Annotated in this window: 21 protein-coding genes and 1 pseudogene; 13 read left to right on the top strand and 9 right to left on the bottom strand. The window is 71.9% G+C overall.

Going from position 1 to position 21,888, the window contains the following annotated elements; translation table 11 throughout:
- Nucleotides 1-101: 101 nt before the first annotated feature.
- Together B277_RS01140 and B277_RS01135 are read left to right on the top strand one after the other, a co-directional pair.
- On the top strand, nt 102-536 hold the full coding sequence (locus B277_RS01140) for an HNH endonuclease (protein WP_156811704.1): 435 nt from the start codon (nt 102-104) through the stop codon (nt 534-536).
- 72 nt (nt 537-608) lie between these two features.
- Nucleotides 609-1,343 carry an MOSC domain-containing protein gene (locus B277_RS01135; protein ID WP_007924211.1) on the top strand — a complete coding sequence of 245 codons (735 nt, stop codon included), beginning with the start codon at nt 609-611 and terminating at the stop codon, nt 1,341-1,343.
- Nucleotides 1,344-1,458: 115 nt separating this feature from the next.
- On the opposite strand, the gene B277_RS01130 is transcribed toward B277_RS01135, so the two are convergent.
- Entirely contained in the window at nt 1,459-1,824 is a 366-nt protein-coding gene (locus tag B277_RS01130) for a VOC family protein (protein WP_007924209.1), read from the bottom strand.
- 45 nt (nt 1,825-1,869) lie between these two features.
- Between B277_RS01130 and B277_RS17215 the strand changes: the two genes are divergently transcribed.
- The 3 genes from B277_RS17215 (at nt 1,870) to B277_RS01120 (ending at nt 4,686) form a co-directional block, all read left to right on the top strand.
- Nucleotides 1,870-2,007: a hypothetical protein gene (locus B277_RS17215; RefSeq protein ID WP_156811703.1), complete on the top strand. Its 138-nt coding sequence runs from the start codon at nt 1,870-1,872 to the stop codon at nt 2,005-2,007.
- A gap of 149 nt (nt 2,008-2,156) precedes the next feature.
- Nucleotides 2,157-3,851: a family 1 glycosylhydrolase gene (locus B277_RS01125; protein WP_007924208.1), complete on the top strand. Its 1,695-nt coding sequence runs from the start codon at nt 2,157-2,159 to the stop codon at nt 3,849-3,851.
- Nucleotides 3,760-4,686: a family 1 glycosylhydrolase gene (locus tag B277_RS01120; protein ID WP_420795257.1), complete on the top strand. Its 927-nt coding sequence runs from the start codon at nt 3,760-3,762 to the stop codon at nt 4,684-4,686. Before B277_RS01125 ends, B277_RS01120 begins: the two co-directional genes overlap by 92 nt.
- Here the strand turns inward: B277_RS01120 and B277_RS15600 are convergent.
- The 4 genes from B277_RS15600 to B277_RS01100 all read right to left on the bottom strand — a co-directional run bounded on the left by B277_RS15600 (nt 4,678) and on the right by B277_RS01100 (nt 8,768).
- Nucleotides 4,678-5,142, bottom strand: a complete 465-nt coding sequence (locus tag B277_RS15600) for a hypothetical protein (protein ID WP_007924204.1) — start codon at nt 5,140-5,142, stop codon at nt 4,678-4,680. The genes B277_RS01120 and B277_RS15600 overlap by 9 nt on opposite strands.
- Nucleotides 5,143-5,261: 119 nt before the next feature.
- On the bottom strand, nt 5,262-6,107 hold the full coding sequence (locus B277_RS01110) for a MaoC/PaaZ C-terminal domain-containing protein (RefSeq protein WP_007924203.1): 846 nt from the start codon (nt 6,105-6,107) through the stop codon (nt 5,262-5,264).
- Nucleotides 6,107-7,444: a 3-oxoacyl-ACP reductase gene (locus B277_RS01105; RefSeq protein ID WP_007924202.1), complete on the bottom strand. Its 1,338-nt coding sequence runs from the start codon at nt 7,442-7,444 to the stop codon at nt 6,107-6,109. Before B277_RS01105 ends, B277_RS01110 begins: the two co-directional genes overlap by 1 nt.
- Before the next feature lie 34 nt (nt 7,445-7,478).
- Nucleotides 7,479-8,768: an acetyl-CoA C-acetyltransferase gene (locus B277_RS01100; protein ID WP_007924201.1), complete on the bottom strand. Its 1,290-nt coding sequence runs from the start codon at nt 8,766-8,768 to the stop codon at nt 7,479-7,481.
- A 124-nt stretch (nt 8,769-8,892) separates the two neighbouring features.
- Here B277_RS01100 and B277_RS01095 point away from each other — a divergent pair, with 124 nt between their 5' ends.
- Genes B277_RS01095 through B277_RS01085 form a run of 3 tightly spaced genes read left to right on the top strand, consistent with a single transcriptional unit; the run spans nt 8,893 to nt 12,384 of the window.
- Entirely contained in the window at nt 8,893-9,567 is a 675-nt protein-coding gene (locus B277_RS01095) for a TetR/AcrR family transcriptional regulator (protein ID WP_007924199.1), read from the top strand.
- 25 nt (nt 9,568-9,592) lie between these two features.
- On the top strand, nt 9,593-10,969 hold the full coding sequence (locus B277_RS01090; protein ID WP_007924197.1) for a M20/M25/M40 family metallo-hydrolase: 1,377 nt from the start codon (nt 9,593-9,595) through the stop codon (nt 10,967-10,969).
- Nucleotides 10,966-12,384 carry an MFS transporter gene (locus B277_RS01085; protein WP_007924196.1) on the top strand — a complete coding sequence of 473 codons (1,419 nt, stop codon included), beginning with the start codon at nt 10,966-10,968 and terminating at the stop codon, nt 12,382-12,384. Before B277_RS01090 ends, B277_RS01085 begins: the two co-directional genes overlap by 4 nt.
- A 92-nt stretch (nt 12,385-12,476) precedes the next feature.
- On the opposite strand, the gene B277_RS01080 is transcribed toward B277_RS01085, so the two are convergent.
- On the bottom strand, nt 12,477-13,385 hold the full coding sequence (locus B277_RS01080; RefSeq protein ID WP_007924195.1) for a TetR-type transcription factor C-terminal domain-containing protein: 909 nt from the start codon (nt 13,383-13,385) through the stop codon (nt 12,477-12,479).
- Nucleotides 13,386-13,522: 137 nt separating this feature from the next.
- Here B277_RS01080 and B277_RS01075 point away from each other — a divergent pair, with 137 nt between their 5' ends.
- From B277_RS01075 to B277_RS01060, 5 genes and pseudogenes are all read left to right on the top strand, one after another.
- Nucleotides 13,523-14,479, top strand: coding sequence for a cyclase family protein (locus tag B277_RS01075; protein WP_007924193.1), 957 nt, complete (start codon nt 13,523-13,525; stop codon nt 14,477-14,479).
- A 7-nt stretch (nt 14,480-14,486) separates the two neighbouring features.
- A pseudogene (locus tag B277_RS19405) lies at nt 14,487-14,828 on the top strand (AMP-binding protein); the annotation flags it as partial.
- A 103-nt stretch (nt 14,829-14,931) separates the two neighbouring features.
- The gene (locus tag B277_RS19400; protein WP_274517164.1) at nt 14,932-16,134 is read left to right on the top strand and encodes a class I adenylate-forming enzyme family protein; all 1,203 of its coding nucleotides are present in this window, start codon (nt 14,932-14,934) and stop codon (nt 16,132-16,134) included.
- Nucleotides 16,127-17,161 (top strand): phosphotransferase family protein, encoded by a 1,035-nt coding sequence (locus B277_RS01065; protein ID WP_007924191.1) that lies wholly within the window; start codon nt 16,127-16,129, stop codon nt 17,159-17,161. The genes B277_RS19400 and B277_RS01065 overlap by 8 nt, the downstream gene beginning before the upstream one ends.
- Nucleotides 17,162-17,267: 106 nt before the next feature.
- Nucleotides 17,268-19,202 carry an acyl-CoA dehydrogenase family protein gene (locus B277_RS01060; RefSeq protein ID WP_051987791.1) on the top strand — a complete coding sequence of 645 codons (1,935 nt, stop codon included), beginning with the start codon at nt 17,268-17,270 and terminating at the stop codon, nt 19,200-19,202.
- Between the two features lie 31 nt (nt 19,203-19,233).
- Here B277_RS01060 and B277_RS01055 read toward each other — a convergent pair whose 3' ends face one another.
- From B277_RS01055 to B277_RS01045, 3 genes are all read right to left on the bottom strand, one after another.
- The gene (locus tag B277_RS01055) at nt 19,234-20,919 is read right to left on the bottom strand and encodes an ABC-F family ATP-binding cassette domain-containing protein (protein WP_007924189.1); all 1,686 of its coding nucleotides are present in this window, start codon (nt 20,917-20,919) and stop codon (nt 19,234-19,236) included.
- A gap of 216 nt (nt 20,920-21,135) precedes the next feature.
- A complete protein-coding gene (locus tag B277_RS01050; protein WP_007924188.1) occupies nt 21,136-21,369 on the bottom strand; it encodes a superinfection immunity protein in 234 nt (77 codons plus the stop codon).
- A gap of 79 nt (nt 21,370-21,448) precedes the next feature.
- A partial coding sequence (locus B277_RS01045; protein ID WP_007924187.1) for a PhzF family phenazine biosynthesis protein occupies nt 21,449-21,888 on the bottom strand: 440 nt, incomplete at its 5' end.

The following is a 21,888-nucleotide window of genomic DNA, read 5'->3' as shown; positions in this document are numbered from 1 at the left end:
CCTTGGCCGGTGCGGGTCCCGCGTCTGGCGCGGCAGGGTCCGGACCGGGGCTCGAGGTCGCGCGCAGAGCGTTGTCGGGGGTCGCTCATAGGGTCAACGGAATGTCAGAGCTGACGGCGCGCCACCACGATCCGGGAGTGCTTCCCGGGGTGCGTGATGCGGTGCGTGCGCTGCTGGTGATGGACGAGGGCACGACGTGGCAGCTGCCGGACGGTGACGTGTCGGAGGCGCTGGCCTGCGCCGCCGGGATCGTCCCCGTCATGCTCGGCACCGAGAGCGAACCCCTCGAGCTGGGCCGCGCGACCCGCTACTTCACCCCTGGCCAGCGCCGCCTCCTCGTCCTGCGCGACGGCGGGTGCACCTACCCCGGGTGCACCATGCCCGCCCAGTGGACCGACGCCCACCACCTGACCCACTGGTCCCGCGGTGGACACACCGACATCGCCAACGCCGCCCTGCTCTGCGAACGACACCACACCCATGTCCACGTCCCCGACCTGACCGCCACGGCCCGCGGCGTGACCTGGCACGTCTAGCGACCCCCGCCCCGCCCCCGACCACCCCGGTCGGGGGTACTGGCGCGTCCTGAACATGGTTCACTGACGGGCGTGCACCTGACCCGCATCGGCCTCACCCCGCTCAAGGGCGCCCGCCACACCGACCTCGACCGGGTGCATCTCGACCCGACGGGACCGCGCGGCGACCGCCTCTACTGCCTGCTGGAGACCGGCCGCGACCGGGTGCTGCGCACCGTCGACAACCCGACGATGGTCCTCGTCACCGCCGCCTGGGACGGGGCGGACCTGACGGTGACCACCCCGGGCGAGGGCACGGTGACCGCCGCACCCCTCCCCACGGGCGAGGTCCGCACCTGCAGCTACTGGGACCGCGCAGCGCGGCTGGAGGTCATGACGTCACCGCACGCCGACCAGCTGTCGGCCCACCTCGGTCGGCACGTCCGGCTAGCGCGGATCCGCACGGCGGGCGAGGTCGTCTACGGCGGCTCGGTGACCCTCGTGACGACCGGCGCCCTGCGCCGCCTGTGCGAGGCTCAGGACTCCCGCTTTAGGGCCACCTTCACGGTCGCCGCCGAGCAGGACCCGGAGCCGGGGACATTCCTGCAGGTCGGTGGCGCGACCGTGCGCGTGCGCGGCCCGGTCCCCCGCTGCCGGGTCGTCGACATCAACCCGGACACCGCCGCCCTCGACACACGCCACCTCCACACGATCGCCGGGCAGGGGCGAGCGGAGCGCGACGTCCCCTTCGGGATCGATGCCGATGTCGTGACGCCCGGCGAGGCGCGCCTCGGGGACGCGGTCACCCCCGTGCCCAGTCCTGGGTGAGCGCCCCGGGCTCAGCGGGTCCGGGACACCACTCGTCGGACGGCCCCGGGACCCCTCGCCGGACGGGGACCGAACCCGGCCGGCCTTCGTCGGCACGCGTGCCGGACAGCCTTGGTCAGGAGGCCTCGGTCGTCCCCTCGTAGAGACCGATGTGGTTGCCGTCAGGGTCGGCGATCACGGCGAACCAGCTCGTCTCGCTGATCGGCGATTTGTCCATGACGACCGAGCCGCCCGACTGCGTCGCCCGGGCCAGGACCTCCTCGATCGAGTCGACCTCGACGTAGGAGCGCGGGTGCTCGAAGCCGTCGCCGCGTGGCGCGAGGCCGCCCCCGCTGATCTTGTTGGGCGCCTGCCACATGGGGTAGCCCTCGAAGCCGGGGATCTCGGCGATCTGCCAGCCGAAGAGCCCACCGTAGAAGGCCGCTCCTGTTTGCGGGTCGCTGACCGGGATGTCGATGTGCGTGATGTCTCCGTGTGCCATGGACCAAGCATGGCGGCAGGGTGTGACAGCCACCACAGCCGTGAGGTGAACGGTCGAGTCACCCTCGGGCGACGCCACCACCTCGTCCACCGCGCCGGCAGCGAGGGCCTGCCCGCGGTGGCCGCGGTCATCGAGGCGATCACCGGCAGCCACACCTACCCGAGCGGGGCTACCGGCGAGTAGCATGCGCTCCATGCAGCCCGCACGGGTCGTCGACGCAGACGGCCACGACCCCTTCGCCGAGCCGACGACGCCCGTCCCCGCAGGGTGGATCGCCCGGCTCGGGCTCGCCGGGGTCGGGATGTGCGCCGGGCTGGTTCGGCCCGATCCAGGTGCTCCTCGGGCTGCAGGCCGCCGCCCTGACACCCGACCACAAGGAGGCGACCCTCTCCCTCGTCACGGGCATCGGCGCCGCGGTGTCGACACTCGCCAACCCGCTCGCGGGAGCCTTCAGCGACCGCACGACATCGCGGCTGGGCCGTCGCGTGCCGTGGCTCGTCGGCGGGACCGTCGTCGGCGCGCTCGGGCTCGTCGTCCTCGCCCTCGCCGACACGGTGCCCGTCATGGTGCTCGGCTGGTGCCTCGTCCAGGCCGGGCTCAACGGCACGCTCGCGGCGCTCACCGCAGCCGTGCCCGACCTCGTGCCGGTCGAGCAGCGCGGTCTCGTGAGCGGCGTCGTCGGCATGACCCAGACCCTCGGCATCGTCGTCGGCACCGGCGTGGCGACGCTCGTCGCCGGCACCACCGGCGCCTACCTCGTCCTGGCCGTGCTCGTCGTCGCGGCGGTCACCCCCTTCGTCCTGCGCTCGATGGATCGCCCGCTCCCCCGCGGCCACCTGCCGCCGACACGCGTCGCGGACTTCCTCCGGGGCTTCTGGATCTCGCCCCGGCAGCATCCCGACTTCGCGTGGGCCTGGGCCACCCGCTTCCTCGCGACGATCGCCAACTCGATCTGCACGATGTACCTGCTCTTCTTCCTCACCGACGCGGTGCGTGTCGACGACCCCGAGCTCGGCGTCCTCGTGCTCACCCTGCTCTACGCCGCCTGCCTCGTCGTCTCCGCGATCGTCGCCGGGATGTGGTCCGACCGTCTCGGCGTACGCAAGCCCTTCGTCATGGTCTCCGGCCTCGTCATGTCGTCGGCCGCGGTCCTCCTCGCCCTCGTCCAGACGTGGCCGGCCGCGCTGGTCGGCGCGGTGATCCTCGGGGTGGGCTACGGCATCTACCTCGCCGTGGACTTCGCGCTCATCACCCAGGTCCTCCCCCCGGGCCGGCGACCGGGCGCGCGACCTGGGGGTCATCAACATCGCCAACGCCCTGCCCCAGGTCCTCGCGCCCGCACTCGCCGGCCCGATCATCACGTGGTCGGCGAGGCACGGCACGCACGCCGACGGCTACCGCACCCTCTACCTCCTCGCGGCCGCCATCGGTGTCGCCGCCGCCCTGCTCATCCGCAAGATCCGCTCCGTCGACTAGGAGAGCCCGTGCCCCTGCCCCGTGACCTCGTGATCGGCACCTCGACCGCCAGCTACCAGATCGAAGGGGGTGTGACCGCCGGTGGTCGTGGCCGCAGCATCTGGGACGACTTCTGCGACCGGCCCGACGCGATCGCCGACGGGTCGTCGGGTGCCGTCGCCTGCGACAGCTACCACCGCTGGGACGAGGACGTCGACCTGCTGCGCGGCCTTGGTGTCGATGCCTACCGCTTCTCGATCGCCTGGCCCCGCATCCAGCCGACGGGTGACGGCGCGGCCAACCCTGTCGGCCTCGACTTCTACGACCGGGCGGTCGACGCCCTGTGCGAGGCGGGGGTCGCTCCCTTCGCCACGCTCTACCACTGGGACCTGCCGTCGGCCCTCCAGGCGAAGGGGGGGCTGGATGGCCCGCGAGACCGCCGAGCGCTTCGGCGACTACGCCGCTCTCGTCGCCGCTCGGCTGGCCGACCGGGTCGCGATGTGGATGCCGGTCAACGAGCCGGTCGTCTCGACCCTCTTCGGGCATGCGATCGGCATCCACGCGCCCGGTGAGTCGCGTGGCTTCGAGGCGCTCGCCGCCGGCCACCACCTCCTCCTCGGGCACGGCCTGGCCACCCGGGCGCTGCGGGCCGCGGGGGCGCGCGCTGTCGGGACCGCCAACAACCACACGCCCGTGCACGCGGTGGGCGATGCCGACGAGGACGTCGCCGCCGCCGCGCTCTACGACACGATCCACAACCGCGCCTTCGCCGAGCCGATCCTGCTCGGCGAGTACCCCAACGGCATGGGCGATGGCATGCCCGGTCCCGTCGCCGAGGACCTGGCGGTCATCAGCGAGCCGCTCGACGCCTACGGCGTCAACTACTACAACCCCACCCTCGTCGGGGCACCCGGATTACCGGCGACCGTCGCCGCCCGGGCTGCGGCGCCCCGGCTCGAGGCGCAGCTGAGCGTGCCGGAGGGCATCCCCTTCGACGTCGTGCCGATGGCGGCGGACGAGTACACGGCCTTCGGCTGGCCGGTCGCCCCCGAGGGACTGACCGAGGTGCTCGTCCAGCTGCGGGACCGCTACGGCGACCGCCTGCCACCCGTGCACGTCACCGAGTCGGGGTGCTCGACCGACGACGTCGTCGAGGACGGCACCGTCCACGACGAGGCGCGCATCCGATACCTCGACCGGCACTTGGAGGCCGTCGCCGCCGCGATCGATGCGGGAGTCGACGTCCGGGGCTACTTCGTGTGGTCGCTGCTCGACAACTTCGAGTGGGCCGAGGGCTACACGCAGCGCTTCGGCCTCGTCCACGTCGGCGCCGACCAGGAGCGGGTCCCCAAGGACTCCTACGCCTGGCTGCGCGACCGCACCCGGACCCTGCGGTCCTCAGGCTGAGGCACGCCAGACGGGCAGGCCGGTGCCGCGCAGCTCACGCCCCTGACCGCTCGCGACGATGCCCCACGTGCACAGCACGAGGTGCCAGAGCGAGACCAGGGCCCAGGCCGTGATGATGAGGCCGAAGGGGAAGAAGCCCTCGATCCCGTCGGGGTCGTCGGCGGTGAGGTACCAGAGCAGCCCGAAGTGCGTACCGACGAGGACGACCGTGAGGACGAGGTAGGTCAGACCCCAGTTGGCCGCATGGACACCGTTGCGCGCGGCGAGCCCTCCCTTCGACCGCAGGGACAGGCCGACGGTGATCATGAGGACGCTCGCGAGCACGCTGCCGACGAAGGGCAGGCACATGAGGACGGCCAGGCCCATCGCCCAGGCGATCGTCCCGCGGCCGGGTCCCGGCACGGGCTGCTGGAACTGCTGGACCTGCGGGGGTGGCGGCAGCGGCGGGGACGTCATGCCCCCATCGTCTCGCACGGATCGTCCGGGGAGGCCGCCGGCACGCGACGCGAGACGGCACGGGACGCACGATGGCCCGCACCCCGGTCGAGGGTGCGGGCCATCGTGTCGACGACTCGTCAGACGAGGGTGAGCACGAGGTGCTCGATCTCCGGCTTGCGCGTGCTGCGCAGCCCGGCGACCGTCTCCGCACCATCGGTGTCGATGACGAAGTCGACCTTGGCCGGCAGGAGCACCGGCTTCTTGAACCACACGTGGCTCGTGCACGGGCCGCTGGTACGCGGACCAATGGCGCCCAGGACCCGGGCATAGGTCCACATCCCGTGGGCGATCGCCGACGGGAAACCCATCGCCTTGGCCGTCAGCCCGCTCATGTGGATCGGGTTGATGTCGCCGGAGGCGAGCCCGTAGGTGCGCCCGAGGTTGGCCGGCAGGCTCCACGTGGCGGCGGCCTGACCGGTCGGGATCGCCGGGGGCTGGGCCCCCCGCTCGGCGTCGGCGTCACCCTTGCCACGGGCGAGGTAGGTCGAGCGCCCCTCCCAGACCCGCTCGCCCTCGACGTCCACCTCGGTGACGAGGTCGACGACCTTGCCCTTGGGGTGGGGCCGCAGGGCCTCGGCACGCACGGTGATGTCGAGGGCCTCGTCGAAGCGGATCTCACGGTGGACCGTGATGACGTTTTCGACGTGCACCAGACCCATGAGCGGCAGGGGGAAGCCCTTGCCGGACATCAGCTGCATCTGGAGCGGGAAGCCCACGACGTGCGGGTAGGTGTGCGGCAGGACGTCGCTGTTGTTGAAGCCGCAGATCCGCTGGTACTCCAGCAGGTCCGAGCGGTCGATCGCGTGCCCCTCCAGGCGCAGGGTGACGTCCGGCAGCGAGCTGCCGCCACCCTTGCCCGGCAGTGCCGCCTTGGCGTAGATCGGCCCGAGCGCCGGGATGCTCTTGACGGTCGTGACCGACATCAGGCGCCCAGGATCATCTGGCCGCAGACCCGCACGGTGTTGCCCGTGACGGCGCGGTTGGCGTCCCAGGAGAACCAGCCGATCGTCTCGGCCACGTCGATCGGCTGACCGCCCTGCGACAGGGAGTTGGTCAGGCGACCGATCTCGCGGGTGGCGAGCGGGATCTTGGCGGTCATCTCGGTCTCGATGAAGCCCGGGGCCACGGCGTTGACCGTGATGCCCTTGGCGAGGACCTGCGGGTCCTTGGCCAGGCTCGAGGTCATGCCGATGACGCCGGCCTTGCTCGCCGCGTAGTTGGCCTGACCGCGGTTGCCCGCGATGCCGGCGATCGAGGCGACGTTGACGATGTGCCCGCCCTCGTTGATGGCCGGGACGAGCGCCTCGTTCATCTTGAGGATCGACAGCAGGTTGACGTTGAGCACCGAGCCCCAACGGTCCGCGTCGGTGTTGACGAGGAGCTTGTCGCGGGTGATGCCGGCGTTGTGCACGACGATGTCGAAGCCGCCGTGCAGCGAGCGCGCGTGCTCGACGATCTTGGCGCCCGCGTCCTCGGCGGTGACGTCGACCTGGAGGGCCGAGCCCCCGAGCTTGTTGGCGACCGCGGAGAGCGGGCCACCGGCAGCCGGGATGTCGACGCACACGACGGTCGCGCCGTCGCGGGCGAGCACCTCGGCGATGGCCGCGCCGATGCCGCGAGCGGCACCGGTGACGACGGCGACCTTGCCGGCGAGCGGGGCGTCCCAGCTCTCGGGCACGTCGATGTCGGCGACGGCGTCACCGACGTGCACGACCTGCGCCGAGACGTAGGCCGAGCGGCCGGAGAGGAAGAAGCGGATCGTCGCCTCGACGTTGGCGTCGGCGCCCTCGGAGACGTAGACGAGGTTGGCCGTGCCACCCGCGCGCATCTCCTTGCCGACCGACCGGACGATGCCCTCGAGGGCGCGGCGGGCCGCGGCCTCGGCGACGTCCTCGGTCTCCTCGACCGGGCGGCCGATGACGATGACGCGACCGGTCGGGGCCAGCGTCTTCAGCGCCGGGGCGAGGATGCCGCGCAGCGTCTCGAGGTCGGCCGGGGTGGCCGCCTGGGTCATGTCGACGACGACGCCCGCGACCGAGGTCGACGGGGAGGTCGCGATCTGGACGCCGTCGGCCGAGAGGGCCTCGGTGAGCAGCGCCGCGACGGGGGCGTCACCGTGACCGGCGAGCAGCACCGCGCCGTTGATGAGCGAGCCACCGGCCTTGTGACGACGCAGTGTCGTCGGGCGGGGCAGGCCGAGGGTGTTGGCGATCTGCTTGCCCAGGCCGGAGCTGACGAACTTGCCGTACTCGAATCCCATGTGATGTCTCCTAGGAGGTGTGTCGGTGGAAGGCTCAGGCGCCTTCGAGGATGGCCACGACGCCCTGTCCACCCGCGGCGCAGATGGAGATCAGGCCGCGGCTGCCCGGACCCTTGGCGTGGAGCATCTTCGACAGCGCGGCGACGATGCGGCCACCGGTGGCGGCGAAGGGGTGGCCCGCGGCGAGCGAGGAGCCGTTGACGTTGAGCTTGTCGCGGTCGATCGACCCGAGCGGGGCGTCGCGGCCGAGCTTCTCGCGGCAGAAGTCCTCGTCCTCCCACGCCTTGAGGGTGGACAGCACGGTCGCGGCGAAGGCCTCGTGGATCTCGTAGTAGTCGAAGTCCTGCAGCGTCAGGCCGTTGCGCTCGAGCATGCGCGGGATGGCGTAGGCCGGGGCCATGAGCAGACCCTCGGCACCGTGGACGTAGTCGACCGCCGCGGCCTGGCCGTCGACGAACCACGCGAGCGGGGTGAGGCCCTGCTCGGCGGCCCACTCCTCGGAGCCGAGGAGGACGACGGAGGCGCCGTCGGTCAGGGGCGTGGAGTTGCCGGCGGTCATCGTCGCGTCATCGCCCTTGCCGAAGACCGGCTTGAGCTTCGCGAGCTTTTCCATCGAGGAGTCGGCCCGCATGTTCTGGTCCTTGGCCAGACCCATGAAGCTCGTGACGAGGTCGTCCTGGAAGCCCTCGTCGTAGGAGCGGGCCAGGTTGTGGTGGCTCTTCATCGCCAGCTCGTCCTGCGCCTCGCGGGTGATGCCCCACTTCTTGGCCGTGATGGCCATGTGGTCACCCATCGACAGGCCGGTGCGCGGCTCGACGTTGGCCGGGGTCGCGATGCCGAAGTCCGTCGGACGGATCTTGGTGAGGGCGAGGGCCTGCGCCTTGCCGCCCTTCGCGCGGTTGACCTTGAGCAGCTTCTTGCGCAGGGACTCGGTGACGGTGATCGGGGCGTCGGAGGCGGTGTCGACGCCACCGGCGATGCCGGACTCGATCTGGCCGAGCTTGATCTTGTTGGAGACGAGGATCGCGGTCTCGAGGCCGGTGCCGCAGGCCTGCTGCAGGTCGTAGGCGGAGCTCGTCGGGGCCAGCGCGGAGCCGAGGACGGCCTCACGGACGAGGTTGAAGTCGCGGGAGTGCTTGATGACGGCACCGCCGGCAACCTCGTCGATGTGCTTGCCGCCGAGGTTGTAGCGCGCGACGAGCCCGTCGAGGGCAGCGGTGAACATGTCCTGGTTGGACGCCTCGGCGTAGGCGCCGAACTGACGGGCGAAGGGGATGCGGTTGCCACCGAGGACGGCGGCGCGACGCGGCAGGTTGTTAGCCACCACAGGTCTCCTGGTCGTGAGTGTTGGAGTCGGGACGGTCCGGGCGGATGCCGGCGCCCCCGAGTGTGCACTTATACGATACGGACGGTAGCAGGTACTCGCGGTACCTGCTACCGTCCGTCCTGTGAGCACCACCACCGACGGCCGCAGCTCCCGCTGGGAGGCGCATCGACAGGAGCGACGACGCACGCTCGTCGAGTCCGCGATCCGCACGATCCGCGCGCGGGGCGCTTCCGTCGGCATGGACGAGCTCGCCGCGGAGGCCGGCACCTCCAAGACCGTCTTCTACCGCCACTTCAGCGACCGTCACGGCCTCTACCAGGCCGTCGCCGAGCGGGTCGACGAGCTGATCCTGCGCGACATCGGCAAGGTCCTGGGCGAAAACACCAAGCGCACGGGCCTGAGCGCCCTCGACGTCGACCCCCGCTCCGTCGTCCGCGCGGCCATCGACGCCTACCTCCAGCTCGTCGAGCGCGACCCCGAGCTCTACCGCTTCATCGTCTCCGCACCCATCGTCGTCTCCGACCGGTCCGGCAATGCGGCGGAGGCCGTCGCCACCGCCACCGGCAAGATCGCCGGCCAGATCAGCGACCTCATCTCCGCGGCGCTCGTCGACCGCGGCAACGACCCGGCCCCCGCCCGCCTGTGGGGCCACTCCCTCGTCGGGCTCGTGCGGGCCGGCGCCGATGCCTGGCTCGCCGGGCTCGCCGGTGACCTCACTCGCGGCGAGCTGACCGAGCGGCTCACCGACCTCGCCTGGTCGGGCACGAAGATCGCCTGGAAACGCCCCTCCTCCTGACGCCCGGCGTGGGTAGGGTCGGGCCATGGCGACCACCGAGGCACCGTCCGTCACCGCCCTCAGGGAGGTCCTGCGACTCCACACCGTCGCCTCGGACGACCCGGACCGGACAGACCCGGCCCCCTTCGTCGAGCTGCACGCGGTGCTCCGCCGGCACTTCCCGCGGGTGCACGAGGCCGGGGAGGTCGTCGACGTTCCTCCCCACGGGCTACTGATCCGGGTCCCGGCCGACCCCGGCTCCCCGACCTGCGACGCCGACCCCGTGGTCCTCATGGCCCACATGGACGTCGTGCCCATCGGTGACGAGTCGCTGTGGACCCACCCGCCGCTGGCTGCCGAGGTCGTCGACGGCATGATCTGGGGGCGCGGCACGCTCGACGACAAGGGCCAGCTCGTCGCAGTCATGGCAGCGGTCGAGTCCCTCCTCGCCGAGGGCCTGGCCCCGGCACGCGACGTGTGGCTCTCCTTCGGCAGCGACGAGGAGGTCATGGGCACGTGCGCGCTCGCCGCGGTCGAGCTGCTCCGCGAGCGCGGGGTGCGGCCGTGGTTCGTGCTCGACGAAGGGGGTGCCGTCGCCTCCGACGCCTTCCCCGGCGTGACCCGCTCCCTGGGCGTCGTCGGCGTATCCGAAAAGGGGGTGCTCTCCCTTCGACTCACCGCCAGTGGCCGCGGCGGCCACGCCTCACGACCGGCGAAGGGGGGGACCCGCCGCCCGCATCGCCGCGGCCATCACCCGACTGGAGCGCCACCCCTTCCCCGCGCACGTCTCCCCCCGCGACGCTCGAGATGCTCGGGCGCCTGGTGCCGCACCTGCCGCGCGCACTGCGGCCGGTCGTGGCTCGCGCGGAGCGCGCCCCCCTCGCTCCTCGCACGCGTCCTCGTGGCGGCAGGCCCCGAGGCCGCTGCCCTCGCGCGGACGACGGTCGCCGTGACGACGCTCAGCGGCTCGCCGGCGATCAACGTCAACCCGACCTCCGTCGTCGCCGGGCTCAACCTGCGCATCGCCGTCGGCGAGACGACCGCGGCGGCGACCGAGCGCATCCGCCGCGTCGTCGGTCGGACCATCGATGTCGAGGTCGCCGAAGCGCACGAGCCGAGCCCGCTCTCCCCGACGGACGACCCCGCCTTCGCCCTGCTCGAGCGGACGGTGACGACGGTCTTCCCCGAGGCCGTCCCCGTGCCGTACGTCATGTACGCGGCGACCGATGCCCGGCACTTCACGACGATCTGCCCGCGCGTCTACCGCTTCGCCCCCTTCCGGATGAGCGCCGAGCAGCGCGAGTCGATCCACAGCTACGACGAACGTCTGGGCGTGCAGGACTTCCTCGACGGGGTGCGGTGGTACCGCACCCTGCTCGACGGTCTCACCCACGAGTCCGTCGCTGCGGCGGTGGCCGGATGAGCCCGGCCATCTGGCGGATCGTCGGCTTCCTCGCGGCGGTCGAGATCGCCTCCGGCGTCCTGCAGGGGTACTACACGCCGATCTACTCCGACATCGCCGACCACCTCGCGATCCCCGACGGCGACGTCAACTGGTTCGAGGCGGCCCAGCTCATCGTCGCGGCCCTCGCCGTACCCGTGCTCTCCCGCCTCGGCGACCTGCACGGTCACCGACGGGTGCTCATCGTCGCGACGCTCATCACGGCCATCGGCGGCTGGCTCGTCGCACTCGCCCCGGGCTTCTGGACCTTCCTCGTCGGCTGGGCGATCCAGGGCGCCTACACCGTGTGGCTGCCGATGGAGATCGCCATCCTCCACGAGCGCACGCGCGACCGCCCCGACCAACCCGCCCTGGTGCGTCGAGGGGCCGCGCTGCTCGTGCTCGCCCTCGAGGTCGGCGTCATCATCGGTGCGCTCGGGGCGGGCGCGCTCCAGCCCGTGATCGGGATGACCGGGTTGCTCGCCGTCCCGGCGGCGGCGACCACCCTGGCGCTCGTGGCGATCGTCCTCGGCGTGCGCGACGAGTCGGCGCCGGCCACCGGCCGGCTCGACCTCGCCGGCACCGCCCTGCTCTCGAGCGGGCTGCTCCTCGTGCTCGGCGGTCTGGTCGTCATCCGGCTGCAGGGTCTGACGAGCGGGCTCGCGTGGGCACTCGTCATCGGGGGATGCCTCGTCATGTGGGCCTTCGTCCGCGTCGAGTCGCGGGCCGACTCGCCGCTCGTCGACGTGCGGGCCCTGGCTGCGCCGGGCATGTGGCCGGTGCAGCTGGCCGCGGCCCTCTTCGGCATGAGTGTGCTTGGTGCGCAGATCCCCCTGTCGACCTTCGCCCGGACCGACCCGGCGGAGGTGGGCTACGGGCTCGGTGTCGACGCCGGTGCGATCGCCAACCTCATCGGCCTCTACGTCGCGTGCATGGCGGTCGGGGCGCTGCTCTCCCCCGTCGCGGCACGCTGGGTGGGAGTCCGGTGGATGCTCGTCGGCGCCGCCGGGCTCGTCGCCCTCGGTTACGCGACCTTCCTGCCGCTCCACACCGCCCTGGCGCACACGATGCTCGCCATGGGGGTGGCCGGCCTGGGCTCGGGGGCCCTCGTCGCCTCCCTGCCGGCCGCAGCGGCCGCGGTCGCCGCCCACGGCGGCACCGCCGAGGCAGCGGGGCTGACCAATGCGACCAAGACCGTGGGCGGCTGCATCGCCTCGGCGATCTTCGCCGTCGCCCTCGCCTCCACCGGCAGCATCTCCGACCCGGCCGCGGGGCACGCCCCGATGTCGGGCTACCTCACCGTGTGGGGCGTGTGTGCCGGGTCGGCACTGCTCGCGGCGATCGCCCTCTCGCGACTGCCGGCGACCGATCGGGAACGTGAGCCCGTCGAGGTCTGAGTCGTCTCCGAGCGGGCAGCTCAGAGACAGCCCGCGCGCCCCGACACGCGGGACGTCTTTGACTCCGCACGTGCGTCCCCTGTCCCGATGCCCTACGTCAGGGCGACCCCGGGCCGGAGCGCCGGGTCGCAGCGCACGAGGTCGAGGGCGAAGTCGACGTACCACTGCGCGACCTGCTCGGGCGTGGAGTCACCCTCGTGCCGGTACCACTGCGGGATGGCCGTGCACATCGTCACGACCGCGCGGGCGGCCTCGTGCGGCAGCGGCGTGGCGAAGGCCCCAGCCCGGCAAGCGGCCCGCACCTCGTCGTCGATGCGCGCCTGCTCCTCCCGACGGACCCGCGCGATGCGCGCCCGGGCCGGGCCGGCGAGGCTGCGCATCTCGGTCGCCCCGATGAAGCCGAGCTCGCGCCGGTGGCTGTGGAAGAGCGCCTGGCACTCGACGAGCCGGGCGAACCGGGTCCACGGGTCCTCCGCCTCGGCCTGCGCTGCGGAGGTGCGACGGGTCAGGTCGTCCATGGTGCGGTCGAGGAGTGACACGAGCAGCTGCTGCTTGGAGGAGGAGTAGTGGTACAGGCCGGCGACCGACAGCCCGGCGCGCTCGGCGACTCCCCGCATCGTCGAGCCGTGGTAACCCAGCTCGAGGAAGCACGCGAGCGCGCCGCGCAGGGCGGGGTCGAGGTCGAGCGGCTCGAAGCGGCGCCAGTGCCCGGCCCCGGCGGCCTCCCCTTCGCCCGCGGTCACGCGCCACCGCTCGTCGCGGATCGGCTCGGCGACGCCCTGCAGCAGCCGCTCGGGCCGCACGCCGAGCACGTCGGCGAGTTGGACAGCACGCTCGGTGGAGGTCGCGACACGGCCGTTTTCGACGGCGCTGACGGTGCCGATGCTCACCCCGAGCTGGTCGGCGAGCTGACGCACGGTGAGGCCACGCCTCGTGCGCAGATCACGGACCGCGCGGCCCATGGCGACCCGGTGCAGCGACGGTTCCTCGGGCACGCCCACGGCCGGCTCCCTTCGTCCCAGATGTTCAGCGATACTGAACAAGATCGTCGTTGACACCCTAGAGGCCCTACCAGCACGGTAGGCACATCACGGATCGACCAAGTGATTGTTCAGACCGTTGTGCTCAAGGAGGAGCCATGACCGACGCTGCGCCCGACCTGACCGACCTGCTCAAGGACGCTCCCACCAACTGGGGCAAGTGGGGCCCTGAGGACGAGGTGGGCTCGCTCAACTACCTCGGCCCGGAGCAGGTGATCGCGGCGGCCGGCCTGATCCGCAGCGGCAAGGTCTTCCCGATCCAGCGACTCATCGGCGACCCGAAGGGGGATCCGGTGTGGCCGAGCCGCGAGCCGGCGACCCGCACGCAGATCTTCGACGAGTCCACCTGGGACGGCGACGACGCGCCGGTCTTCCCCGGCGGCCTGCACTACGCGGACGACAAGATCGAGGCCTTCCTCCAGGGGTCGACGCAGTACGACGCCCTCGGACACGTCTGGTACGGCGGCAAGCTGTGGAACGGCTACGACGCCCGCACCACCGTCGGCGGGATGGACAAGGCCAGCGTCCAGCCCATCGCCGAGCGCGGTGTCGTCGGCCGTGCGGTGCTGCTCGACATGGCCCGCTACCGTGGCAAGGGGAGCCTCGACTCCGCCGAGACCTACACCCATGAGGACCTGCTCGCGTGCGCCGCGCAACAGGGCGTCGAACTGCGCAAGCGCGACATCATCCTCATCCGCACCAACTACCTCGCCCGCTTCCACGAGCTCGGCGCCGCCTTCTACGACGACTTCTGCGAGCCGGGCCTGATCTACAGCTCCGAGCTCGTCCAGTGGTTCGCCGACATGGAGATCCCCAACCTCGTCACCGACACCATCGCCAACGAGGTAACGACCGACCCCGAGACCGGCGTCGCGCTGACGCTGCACAACGCCCTGATGCGCAACCTCGGCATCGCCTTCACCGAGATCGTCGACCTCGAGGACCTCGCCGCCGACTGCGCCGCGGACGGCGCCTACGACGTCTTCTACGCCGCGGCCCCGCTCAAGGTGCACCAAGGCTCCGGCTCGCCGGTCAACCCGATCGTCATCAAGTGAGGCGTGGATGAGTGCCTACGACGACAAGCCCTGGCTGGGGCTCTACGGCGAGATGCCGGAGACGCTCGACCCGGAGCACACCTCTGCCCTGGAGATGTTTCGCGCCGGCGTGCAGACCGACCCCAACGGCGACGCCATCCGCTACTTCGACGGGGTGATCTCGCGGCGCGAGCTCGACGAGATGAGTGACGCCCTGGCCGTCGGGCTGCTCGCCGAGGGCTTCGCCGCAGGTGACCGGCTGGCGGTGTACCTGCAAAACATCCCGCAGTTCGTCATCGCAATGGTCGCCGCGTGGAAGGCGGGCGGGATGCTCGTGTCGATCAACCCGATGAGTCGCGAGCGCGAGCTGCGCTACCTGCTCGAGGACTCGGGCGCGCGCGTCCTGCTGTCGCAGGAGGGGCTCTACGACGAGGTCGCCCGCCACGTCGTGCCCGACTCCCCCCGTGCAGCTGGTGCTCACCACGAGCGAGCTCGAGCACCAGACCGAGGCCGACGAGCGGCTCTTCGCCGGCAGCAGCCGGGCGCGGCACGAGGGGACGAGCGACCTCGCCGAGCTCATCGCGCGCCACCGCGGCGAGGTGCCACCACCGGTCAGCCCGAGCGCGGACGACATCGCCTTCCTCACCTACACGTCCGGCACGACCGGCCGCCCCAAGGGCGCGATGAACACGCACGGCAACGTCGTCTTCACCGCGATGGTCTACCGCGACTGCGCGATGTTTGCGCCCGGCGGGTCGGTCCTGGCCATCGCGCCGCTCTTCCACATCACCGGACTCATCGGGCACATCGCGCTGAGCCTGCTCGCGCCGATGCCGCTCGTGCTGGCCTACCGCTTCGAGCCGGGCGTCATGCTCGACACCCTCGAGCGCCACCGGCCGACGTGCACGATCGGGGCGATCACCGCGCTCAACGCACTGCTCGACCACCCCGACGTCACGCCGGAGCACTTCGCCTCGCTCGACACGGTCTACTCCGGTGGCGCGCCCATCTCCCCGACGGCGGAGCGGCGCTTCCACGAGGTCACCGGCCGCCAGGTCCACAACGCCTACGGCCTGACCGAGACGACGAGCCCGATGACGCTCACCCCCTTCGGCGTGCAGTCGCCGATCGACCCGGCATCCGGCGCCCTGTCCGTCGGGGCACCGGTCCCGTCGACGATCGTGCGGATCCAGGACGACGAAGGGAGGGACCTGCCGCTCGGCGAGATCGGCGAGATCGTGGCCGAGGGCCCGCAGGTCGTCGCCGGCTACTGGGACAAGCCCGAGGAGACCCGGGCCTCGCTGCCCGGCGGTGCCCTGCACAGCGGCGACGTGGGCTTCATGAACGAGCAGGGCTGGATCTTCATCGTCGACCGCAAGAAGGACATGATCAACGCCTCGGGCTACAAGGTGTGGCCGCGCGAGGTCGAGGACGTCCTCGCCGAGCACCCGGCCGTCCGTGAGGCGGCCGTCGTCGGCGTGCCTGACGACAAGCGCGGCGAGACGGTCAAGGCCTTCGTCTCCACCCGGGCGGGCGCACAGGTGGAGCCCGACGAGATCATCGCCTTCTGCAAGGAGCGCATGGCCGCCTACAAGTACCCGCGTCAGGTCGAGGTCCTCGACGAGCTGCCCAAGACGGTGACCGGCAAGATCCTGCGGCGTGAGCTGCGTGGCTGAGCCGACCATCGCCGTCGCCGGCGAGGACCTGCCGGGGCTCCCCCTCCGTCGGTTGGCGCCGTACCTCGCCCGGCACGTACCGGAGATCGGCGACGTCCCCCTCACGGCGTCGCTGATCTCCGGGGGACGGTCCAACCTCACCTACCTGCTCACCGACGGGCAGCGGCGCTGGGTGCTGCGTCGGCCCCCGCTCGGGGCAGCGCTCGAGACGGCGCACGACATGGGGCGGGAGCACCGGATGATCTCGGCGCTCCACCCCACCGCCGTCCCCGTCCCCCGCCCTGTGCACCTCGCGGGGCCGGAGGGCGAGGATCTGCTCGGCACCCCCTTCTTCGTCATGGGCTTCGCCGAAGGGGAGGTCCTGCGTGATCGGGAGCAGCTCGCCGCGGTGCCGGAGCCGGGGCGGCTCGCCCGCCACCTCATGCGGTGCCTCGCCGACCTCCACGAGGTCGTCCCCGACGAGGTGGGGCTCGCCGGCCTCGGCCGGCCCGACGGCTACCTCTCCCGCCAGCTCGACACCTGGCTGCGTCAGGTCTCGGCCGTCGGCTCGCCGCTGCTGGGGGACTTCGAGGACGTCGCGCGGTGCCTGCGGCGGAGCCTGCCCACGACCCAGCGCACCCGACTGGTGCACGGCGACTACCGGCTCGACAACGTCGTCGTCGGCCCCGACGACCAGATCGACGCCGTGCTCGACTGGGAGATGGCGACGAGGGGCGACCCCCTGGCCGACGTCGCCTCCACGCTCGTGTGGTGGGACGGCATGCGTGGGCTGGACTCCCCCGTGGCGGCCCACCCGGGCGACGTGCCCGGCTACCCGGACCGGCGCGAGCTCGTCGCGGCCTACGCCGAGGTCTCCACGCTCGACCTCTCCGGCCTCGACTGGTACGTCGGCTTCGCCCTGTACAAGGTCGCCGCGATCTTCGAGGGCATCCGGCACCGGCACGACGAGGGGCTCACGGTCGGTGAGGGATTCGAGCGGCTCGGCCCGCTCGTGCCCCACCTGCTCGACTCCGCCCGCGACGCCTGACCCGGCGGCTGCGCTGAGGTCTGCGTGACGCCCTTGGGGTCCGCGTGACGCGCTCGGCACCCGCCCCGGTGCCCGTGACGACCGTGCATCTGCGAGCATGCGGAGCATGAGCGCCGAGCAGACCAAGGACCCCGTCGCCGAGCAGATCCGATCCGTCCTCGACGGTCGGTGGGAGGCCATCCGGCAGCAGCTGCGCGCGGACCCGCGCTTCCCGGTCGCCGAGCCCGACCTGCGGCTCGACCTCGAGGCGCACCGGGCGCGCACCCTCGAGCTCGTCACCGCACTCACCGACAGCGAGCTCGTCCGGGCGACCCTGCCGGTCGACCTCGGTGGCACGGGTGACGTCGGGGCCTCGGTCACCGGGCTGGAGATGATCGGCCACGGCGACCTGTCGGTCTTCGTCAAGGCGGGCGTGCAGTTCGGTCTCTTCGGCGGGGCCATCGCCAACCTCGGCACCGAGCGCCACCACCGCGAGTACCTGCCCGGCATGGCCGACCTGTCGCTGCCCGGGTGCTTCGCGATGACCGAGACCGGCCACGGCTCCGACGTGCAGTCGATCCTCACCACCGCGACCTACGACCCCGCGACCGACGAGCTGGTCGTCCACTCCCCTTCGCCCGCCGCCCGCAAGGACTACATCGGTGGTGCCGCGCGCGATGCCCGGCTCGCAGCGGTCTTCGCCCAGCTCGTCGTCGGCGAGGAGCAGCACGGCGTGCACTGCGTCCTCGTCCCCCTGCGCGACGAGGCGGGGCAGCCGATGCCCGGCGTGACGATCGGCGACTGCGGGGCCAAGCTCGGGCTCAAGGGGGTCGACAACGGCCGGCTGATGTTCGACCAGGTCCGTGTGCCGCGGGCCAACCTGCTCAACAAGTACGGCGACATCGACGACCAGGGCCGTTACTCCTCGCCCATCGAGAGCGTCAACCGGCGCTTCTTCACCATGCTGGGCACCCTCGTGCGCGGCCGGGTGACGGTCGCCGCCGGCGCGGGTGCGGCCACCCGCAGCGCCCTGACCCTCGCGGTGCGCTACGGACTGCAGCGCACGCAGTTCACCTACCCCGACGGCGAGCACGAGGTCGTCGTCATGGACTACCGGGCCCACCAGCGCAAGCTCCTGCCCCGGCTCGCGAAGTCCTACGCGCTGGCCTTCGCGCAAAACGCGCTGACCGGCAAGCTCGCCGACATCAACACCGGCGAGATCACCGACGAGTCGTCGCAGCGCGAGCTCGAGGCACGCGCCGCCGGCCTCAAGGCGATCACCACCGAGCACGCCAACGACACCATCCAGGCCTGCCGCGAGGCGTGCGGCGGGGCCGGCTACATGGCGCTCAACCGCTTCGCCGACCTCAAGGCCGACACCGACGTCTTCGCGACCTTCGAGGGCGACAACACGGTGCTGCTGCAGCTGCTCGCCAAGGGCATGCTCACCGACTACAAGAGCGACTTCCAGGAGCTCGACACCCGTGGCGCGATCCTCTTCGGGGCCCGGCAGGTGACGACCTCGGTCATCGAGCACACCATCGGCGGGTCGATCATCCAGCGGCTGATCTCCGGCGCGCCGGGCAAGGACGGCGACAACGCCCTCGAGGACCGCGGCGGTCAGCTCGCCTTCTTCGAGGACCGGGAGTCGCACCTCACCGAGACGCTCGCGATGCGCCTGCGTCGCGCCGGCGAGGAGGGCGCCGACTCCTTCCGCGTCTTCAACGAGGCGCAGGACCACCTGCTCGAGTCGGCCCGCGCGCACATCGACCGGATCGCGCTCGAGGCCTTCGTCACCGCGATCGAGGAGGCCCCCGACGGGCCCGGACGGGACCTGCTCAACCTCGTGTGCGACCTCTTCGTCTTCAGCACCGTCGAGGCCAACCGCGCGTGGTTCATCGAGCACGGCCGGCTGAGCGCCAGCCAGTCCAAGGCGGTCGTCGCCCGGGTCAACGAGCTGTGTGGCCAGCTGCGCCCCCACGCGGGGACGCTCATCTCCGGCTTCGGCATCCCCGACTCGTGGCTGACGACCGAGATGATGTCGGACCTGGCCAGTTTCTAGCGCGACCGGGGCCACGCCACGGCCGCGCCGCTCACCGCCCGCGGGCGACGCGCCCTTCGTCCCAGACCGGGCCGTCGCTCTCGCGCACCCGACCGTCGGCCCCGTAGACGAGGAAGCGGTCGAAGCCGCGCGCGAACCACCGGTCGTGGGTCACCGCGAGGACCGTGCCCTCGAAGGCGGCCAGACCCTCCTCGAGCGCCTCCGCGGACTCGACGTCGAGGTTGTCGGTCGGCTCGTCGAGCAGGAGGAGCGTCGCCCCGGACAGCTCGAGCAGCAGGATCTGGAAGCGCGCCTGCTGCCCGCCGGACAGCGACTCGAAGGTCTGCTCCCCCGCGTGCGCGAGCTCGTAGCGGTCGAGGACCCGGCTGGCCGCCTCGCGGCCCAGGCCCGACCGGTGATCGTCGCCGCGGTGGAGGATCGCCAGCAGGGTGCGGCCGATGAGCTCGGGGTGCTCATGGGTCTGGACGAACCACCCCGGGCGCACCCGCGCTCCGAGCCTCGCCCGGCCGGTGTGCGCCACGGGCGCGATGACCGCCTCGCCGACCGGCAGGTTGTCCACCTCGGGGTCGCTGCCACCGGCGGCGAGCAGCCGCAGGAAGTGCGACTTGCCCGAGCCGTTGGAGCCGAGCACCGCGACCCGTTCGCCGTACCAGACCTCGAGGTCGAAGGGCTGCATGAGCCCGGTGAGCTCGAGCCGCTCGCAGATGACGGCGCGCTTGCCGGTGCGGCCGCCGTGCAGCCGCATCGTCACCCTCTGCTCGCGTGGCTGCTCGGTGGGTGGCCCGTCGGCCTCGAAGCGCTCCAGCCGGGTCCGCGCCGACTGGTAGCGGGTGGCCATGTCGGAGTTGTACTTGGCTTTTTGCTTGTACATGAGCACGAGCGCCTTGAGCTTGGCGTGCTCCTCGTCCCACCGCTTGCGCAGCTCCTCGAAGCGGGCGAAGCGCTCCTGCCGCGCCTCGTGGTAGGTCCCGAACCCACCGGGGTGGGTCCACACGCGGTTGCCCGCGCTGCCCAGCTCGACGGTGACGACGCGGGTGGCGGTGTTGGCGAGCAGCTCGCGGTCGTGACTGATGTAGAGGATCGTCTTGTCGCTGGCCCGGATCTGCTCCTCCATCCAGATCTTGCCGGGGACGTCGAGGTAGTTGTCCGGCTCGTCGAGGAGCAGCACCTCGTCGGGTCCGCGGAGCAGGTACTCGAGGACGAGCCGCTTCTGCTCGCCGCCGGAGAGGGTGCTCAGTTCCCGGTACTTGCACCGCTCGAAGGGCACGCCCAGCGCGGCCGTCGTGCACACGTCCCACACGACCTCCTGGTCGTAGCCACCGGCGTCCACGTAGTCGGTGAGGGCCGTGGCGTAGCGCATCTGCGTGCGCTCGTCCTCGGTCTCCATGAGGGCCAGCTCGAGCCGGTCGACCTCCGCCGCCGCATCGCGGACCGGCTGCGGAGAGACCGACATGAGCAGGTCGGCGACGGTGGGCGCCTCCCCCAGGCCGGCGCCGACGTGCTGGCGCATCACACCGAGACCACCGCTGCGGGCGACGGATCCCGCGTGCGGGGTCAGCTCGCCGGTGACGATGCGCAGCAGCGTCGTCTTGCCGGCGCCGTTGGCCCCGACGAGCGCGACCTTGGCCCCCTCACCGACGCGGAAGGAGACCTCGTCGAGCAGCACCCGCCCGTCCGAGAGCTCGTACCTGACACCGGCGACGTCGACATGTCCCACGAAGGGGGATCCTCCCCGATCCGCCCGGTGTCACCAACCGCATTTCGGCCCCCACGCTCCCTGAGGAGCGAGGCGTCTGCGGCCGGCCGTCTCGAAGGGCTGGTCCCTGAGGAGGCCGCCCGCGGCCGTCTCGAAGGGCCGGTCCCTGATGAGGCCGCCCGCGGCCGTCTCGAAGGGCCGGTCCCTGAGGAGGCCGCCCGCGGCCGTCTCGAAGGGTCAGCGCACCTCGAGGATGCGGTGCTCCTTGATCGACATGACGAGCGCGATGATCCAGCCGATGACGGTCCAGCCGAGGAGCAGGTTGACCCAGTTTACGGACCACGCGTTGCGGTTGCCGCGCACGGCCGCGATGGCCCACGGGAGCATGTAGCCGGCGGAGAGGATGGCGACGATGATCGCCACCGGGGCGCTGACGACTCGGGTCTTCTGGTCGGTGACGATGCGTGGCATGGCCCCAGCCTAGGCTCAGAGCCTGATCGTCCCCTCCACGAGCGAGACGACTGCGCCGCCGACCCGCACCTCGCCGTCGTCAGCAGCCGTCAGCGACAGCACCCCCCGCCCGACCGATGCACCCACCCTGCGTGACGCTCCAGCGGTGCGGGACCTCCCCTTCGCCCGCGAGCCACTGGGCGATGCCGGCGTTGAGGCTGCCGGTCACGGGGTCCTCGCCGACGCCGAGGCCCGGGACGAAGGCCCGCGTCTCGTAGAGGTGCTCGCCGCCGTCCTCGTGCCAGCCGATGACCCCGACCTTGGCGTCGGGGGCGCGCGACCAGTCCGGCTTGAGAGCCCGCACCTGCTCGGCGGAGCGCAGCCGCACCGCGGCCCAGCCCGGGCCGTTGTCGACCCACTGGTGTCCGACGACGTCGGCGCGGGTGATCCCCAGAGCCGCGACGAGCCGGTCGAGATCGGCGTCGTCCGAACGGCCCCGTGCGCCACGAGCGGCGGTGCGGTGAAGGCGAGCTCGCTCCG

The sequence above is a fragment of the Janibacter hoylei PVAS-1 genome, assembly GCF_000297495.1.
Lineage (GTDB): Bacteria > Actinomycetota > Actinomycetes > Actinomycetales > Dermatophilaceae > Janibacter > Janibacter hoylei.
The sequence above is the reverse complement of the archived record's forward strand: the minus strand, read 5'-3'. Positions and strand labels throughout refer to the sequence as shown.

Excerpts from the sequence above, each read along its gene's own strand:
- B277_RS01140 (WP_156811704.1), top strand. The coding sequence starts at position 102 with ATGTCAGAGCTGACGGCGCGCCACCACGATCCGGGAGTGCTTCCCGGG.
- B277_RS01130 (WP_007924209.1), bottom strand. The coding sequence starts at position 1,824 with ATGGCACACGGAGACATCACGCACATCGACATCCCGGTCAGCGACCCG.
- B277_RS15600 (WP_007924204.1), bottom strand. The coding sequence starts at position 5,142 with ATGACGTCCCCGCCGCTGCCGCCACCCCCGCAGGTCCAGCAGTTCCAG.
- B277_RS01110 (WP_007924203.1), bottom strand. The coding sequence starts at position 6,107 with ATGTCGGTCACGACCGTCAAGAGCATCCCGGCGCTCGGGCCGATCTAC.
- B277_RS01105 (WP_007924202.1), bottom strand. The coding sequence starts at position 7,444 with ATGGGATTCGAGTACGGCAAGTTCGTCAGCTCCGGCCTGGGCAAGCAG.
- B277_RS01090 (WP_007924197.1), top strand. The coding sequence starts at position 9,593 with ATGGCGACCACCGAGGCACCGTCCGTCACCGCCCTCAGGGAGGTCCTG.
- B277_RS01085 (WP_007924196.1), top strand. The coding sequence starts at position 10,966 with ATGAGCCCGGCCATCTGGCGGATCGTCGGCTTCCTCGCGGCGGTCGAG.
- B277_RS01075 (WP_007924193.1), top strand. The coding sequence starts at position 13,523 with ATGACCGACGCTGCGCCCGACCTGACCGACCTGCTCAAGGACGCTCCC.
- B277_RS01060 (WP_051987791.1), top strand. The coding sequence starts at position 17,268 with ATGAGCGCCGAGCAGACCAAGGACCCCGTCGCCGAGCAGATCCGATCC.
- B277_RS01050 (WP_007924188.1), bottom strand. The coding sequence starts at position 21,369 with ATGCCACGCATCGTCACCGACCAGAAGACCCGAGTCGTCAGCGCCCCG.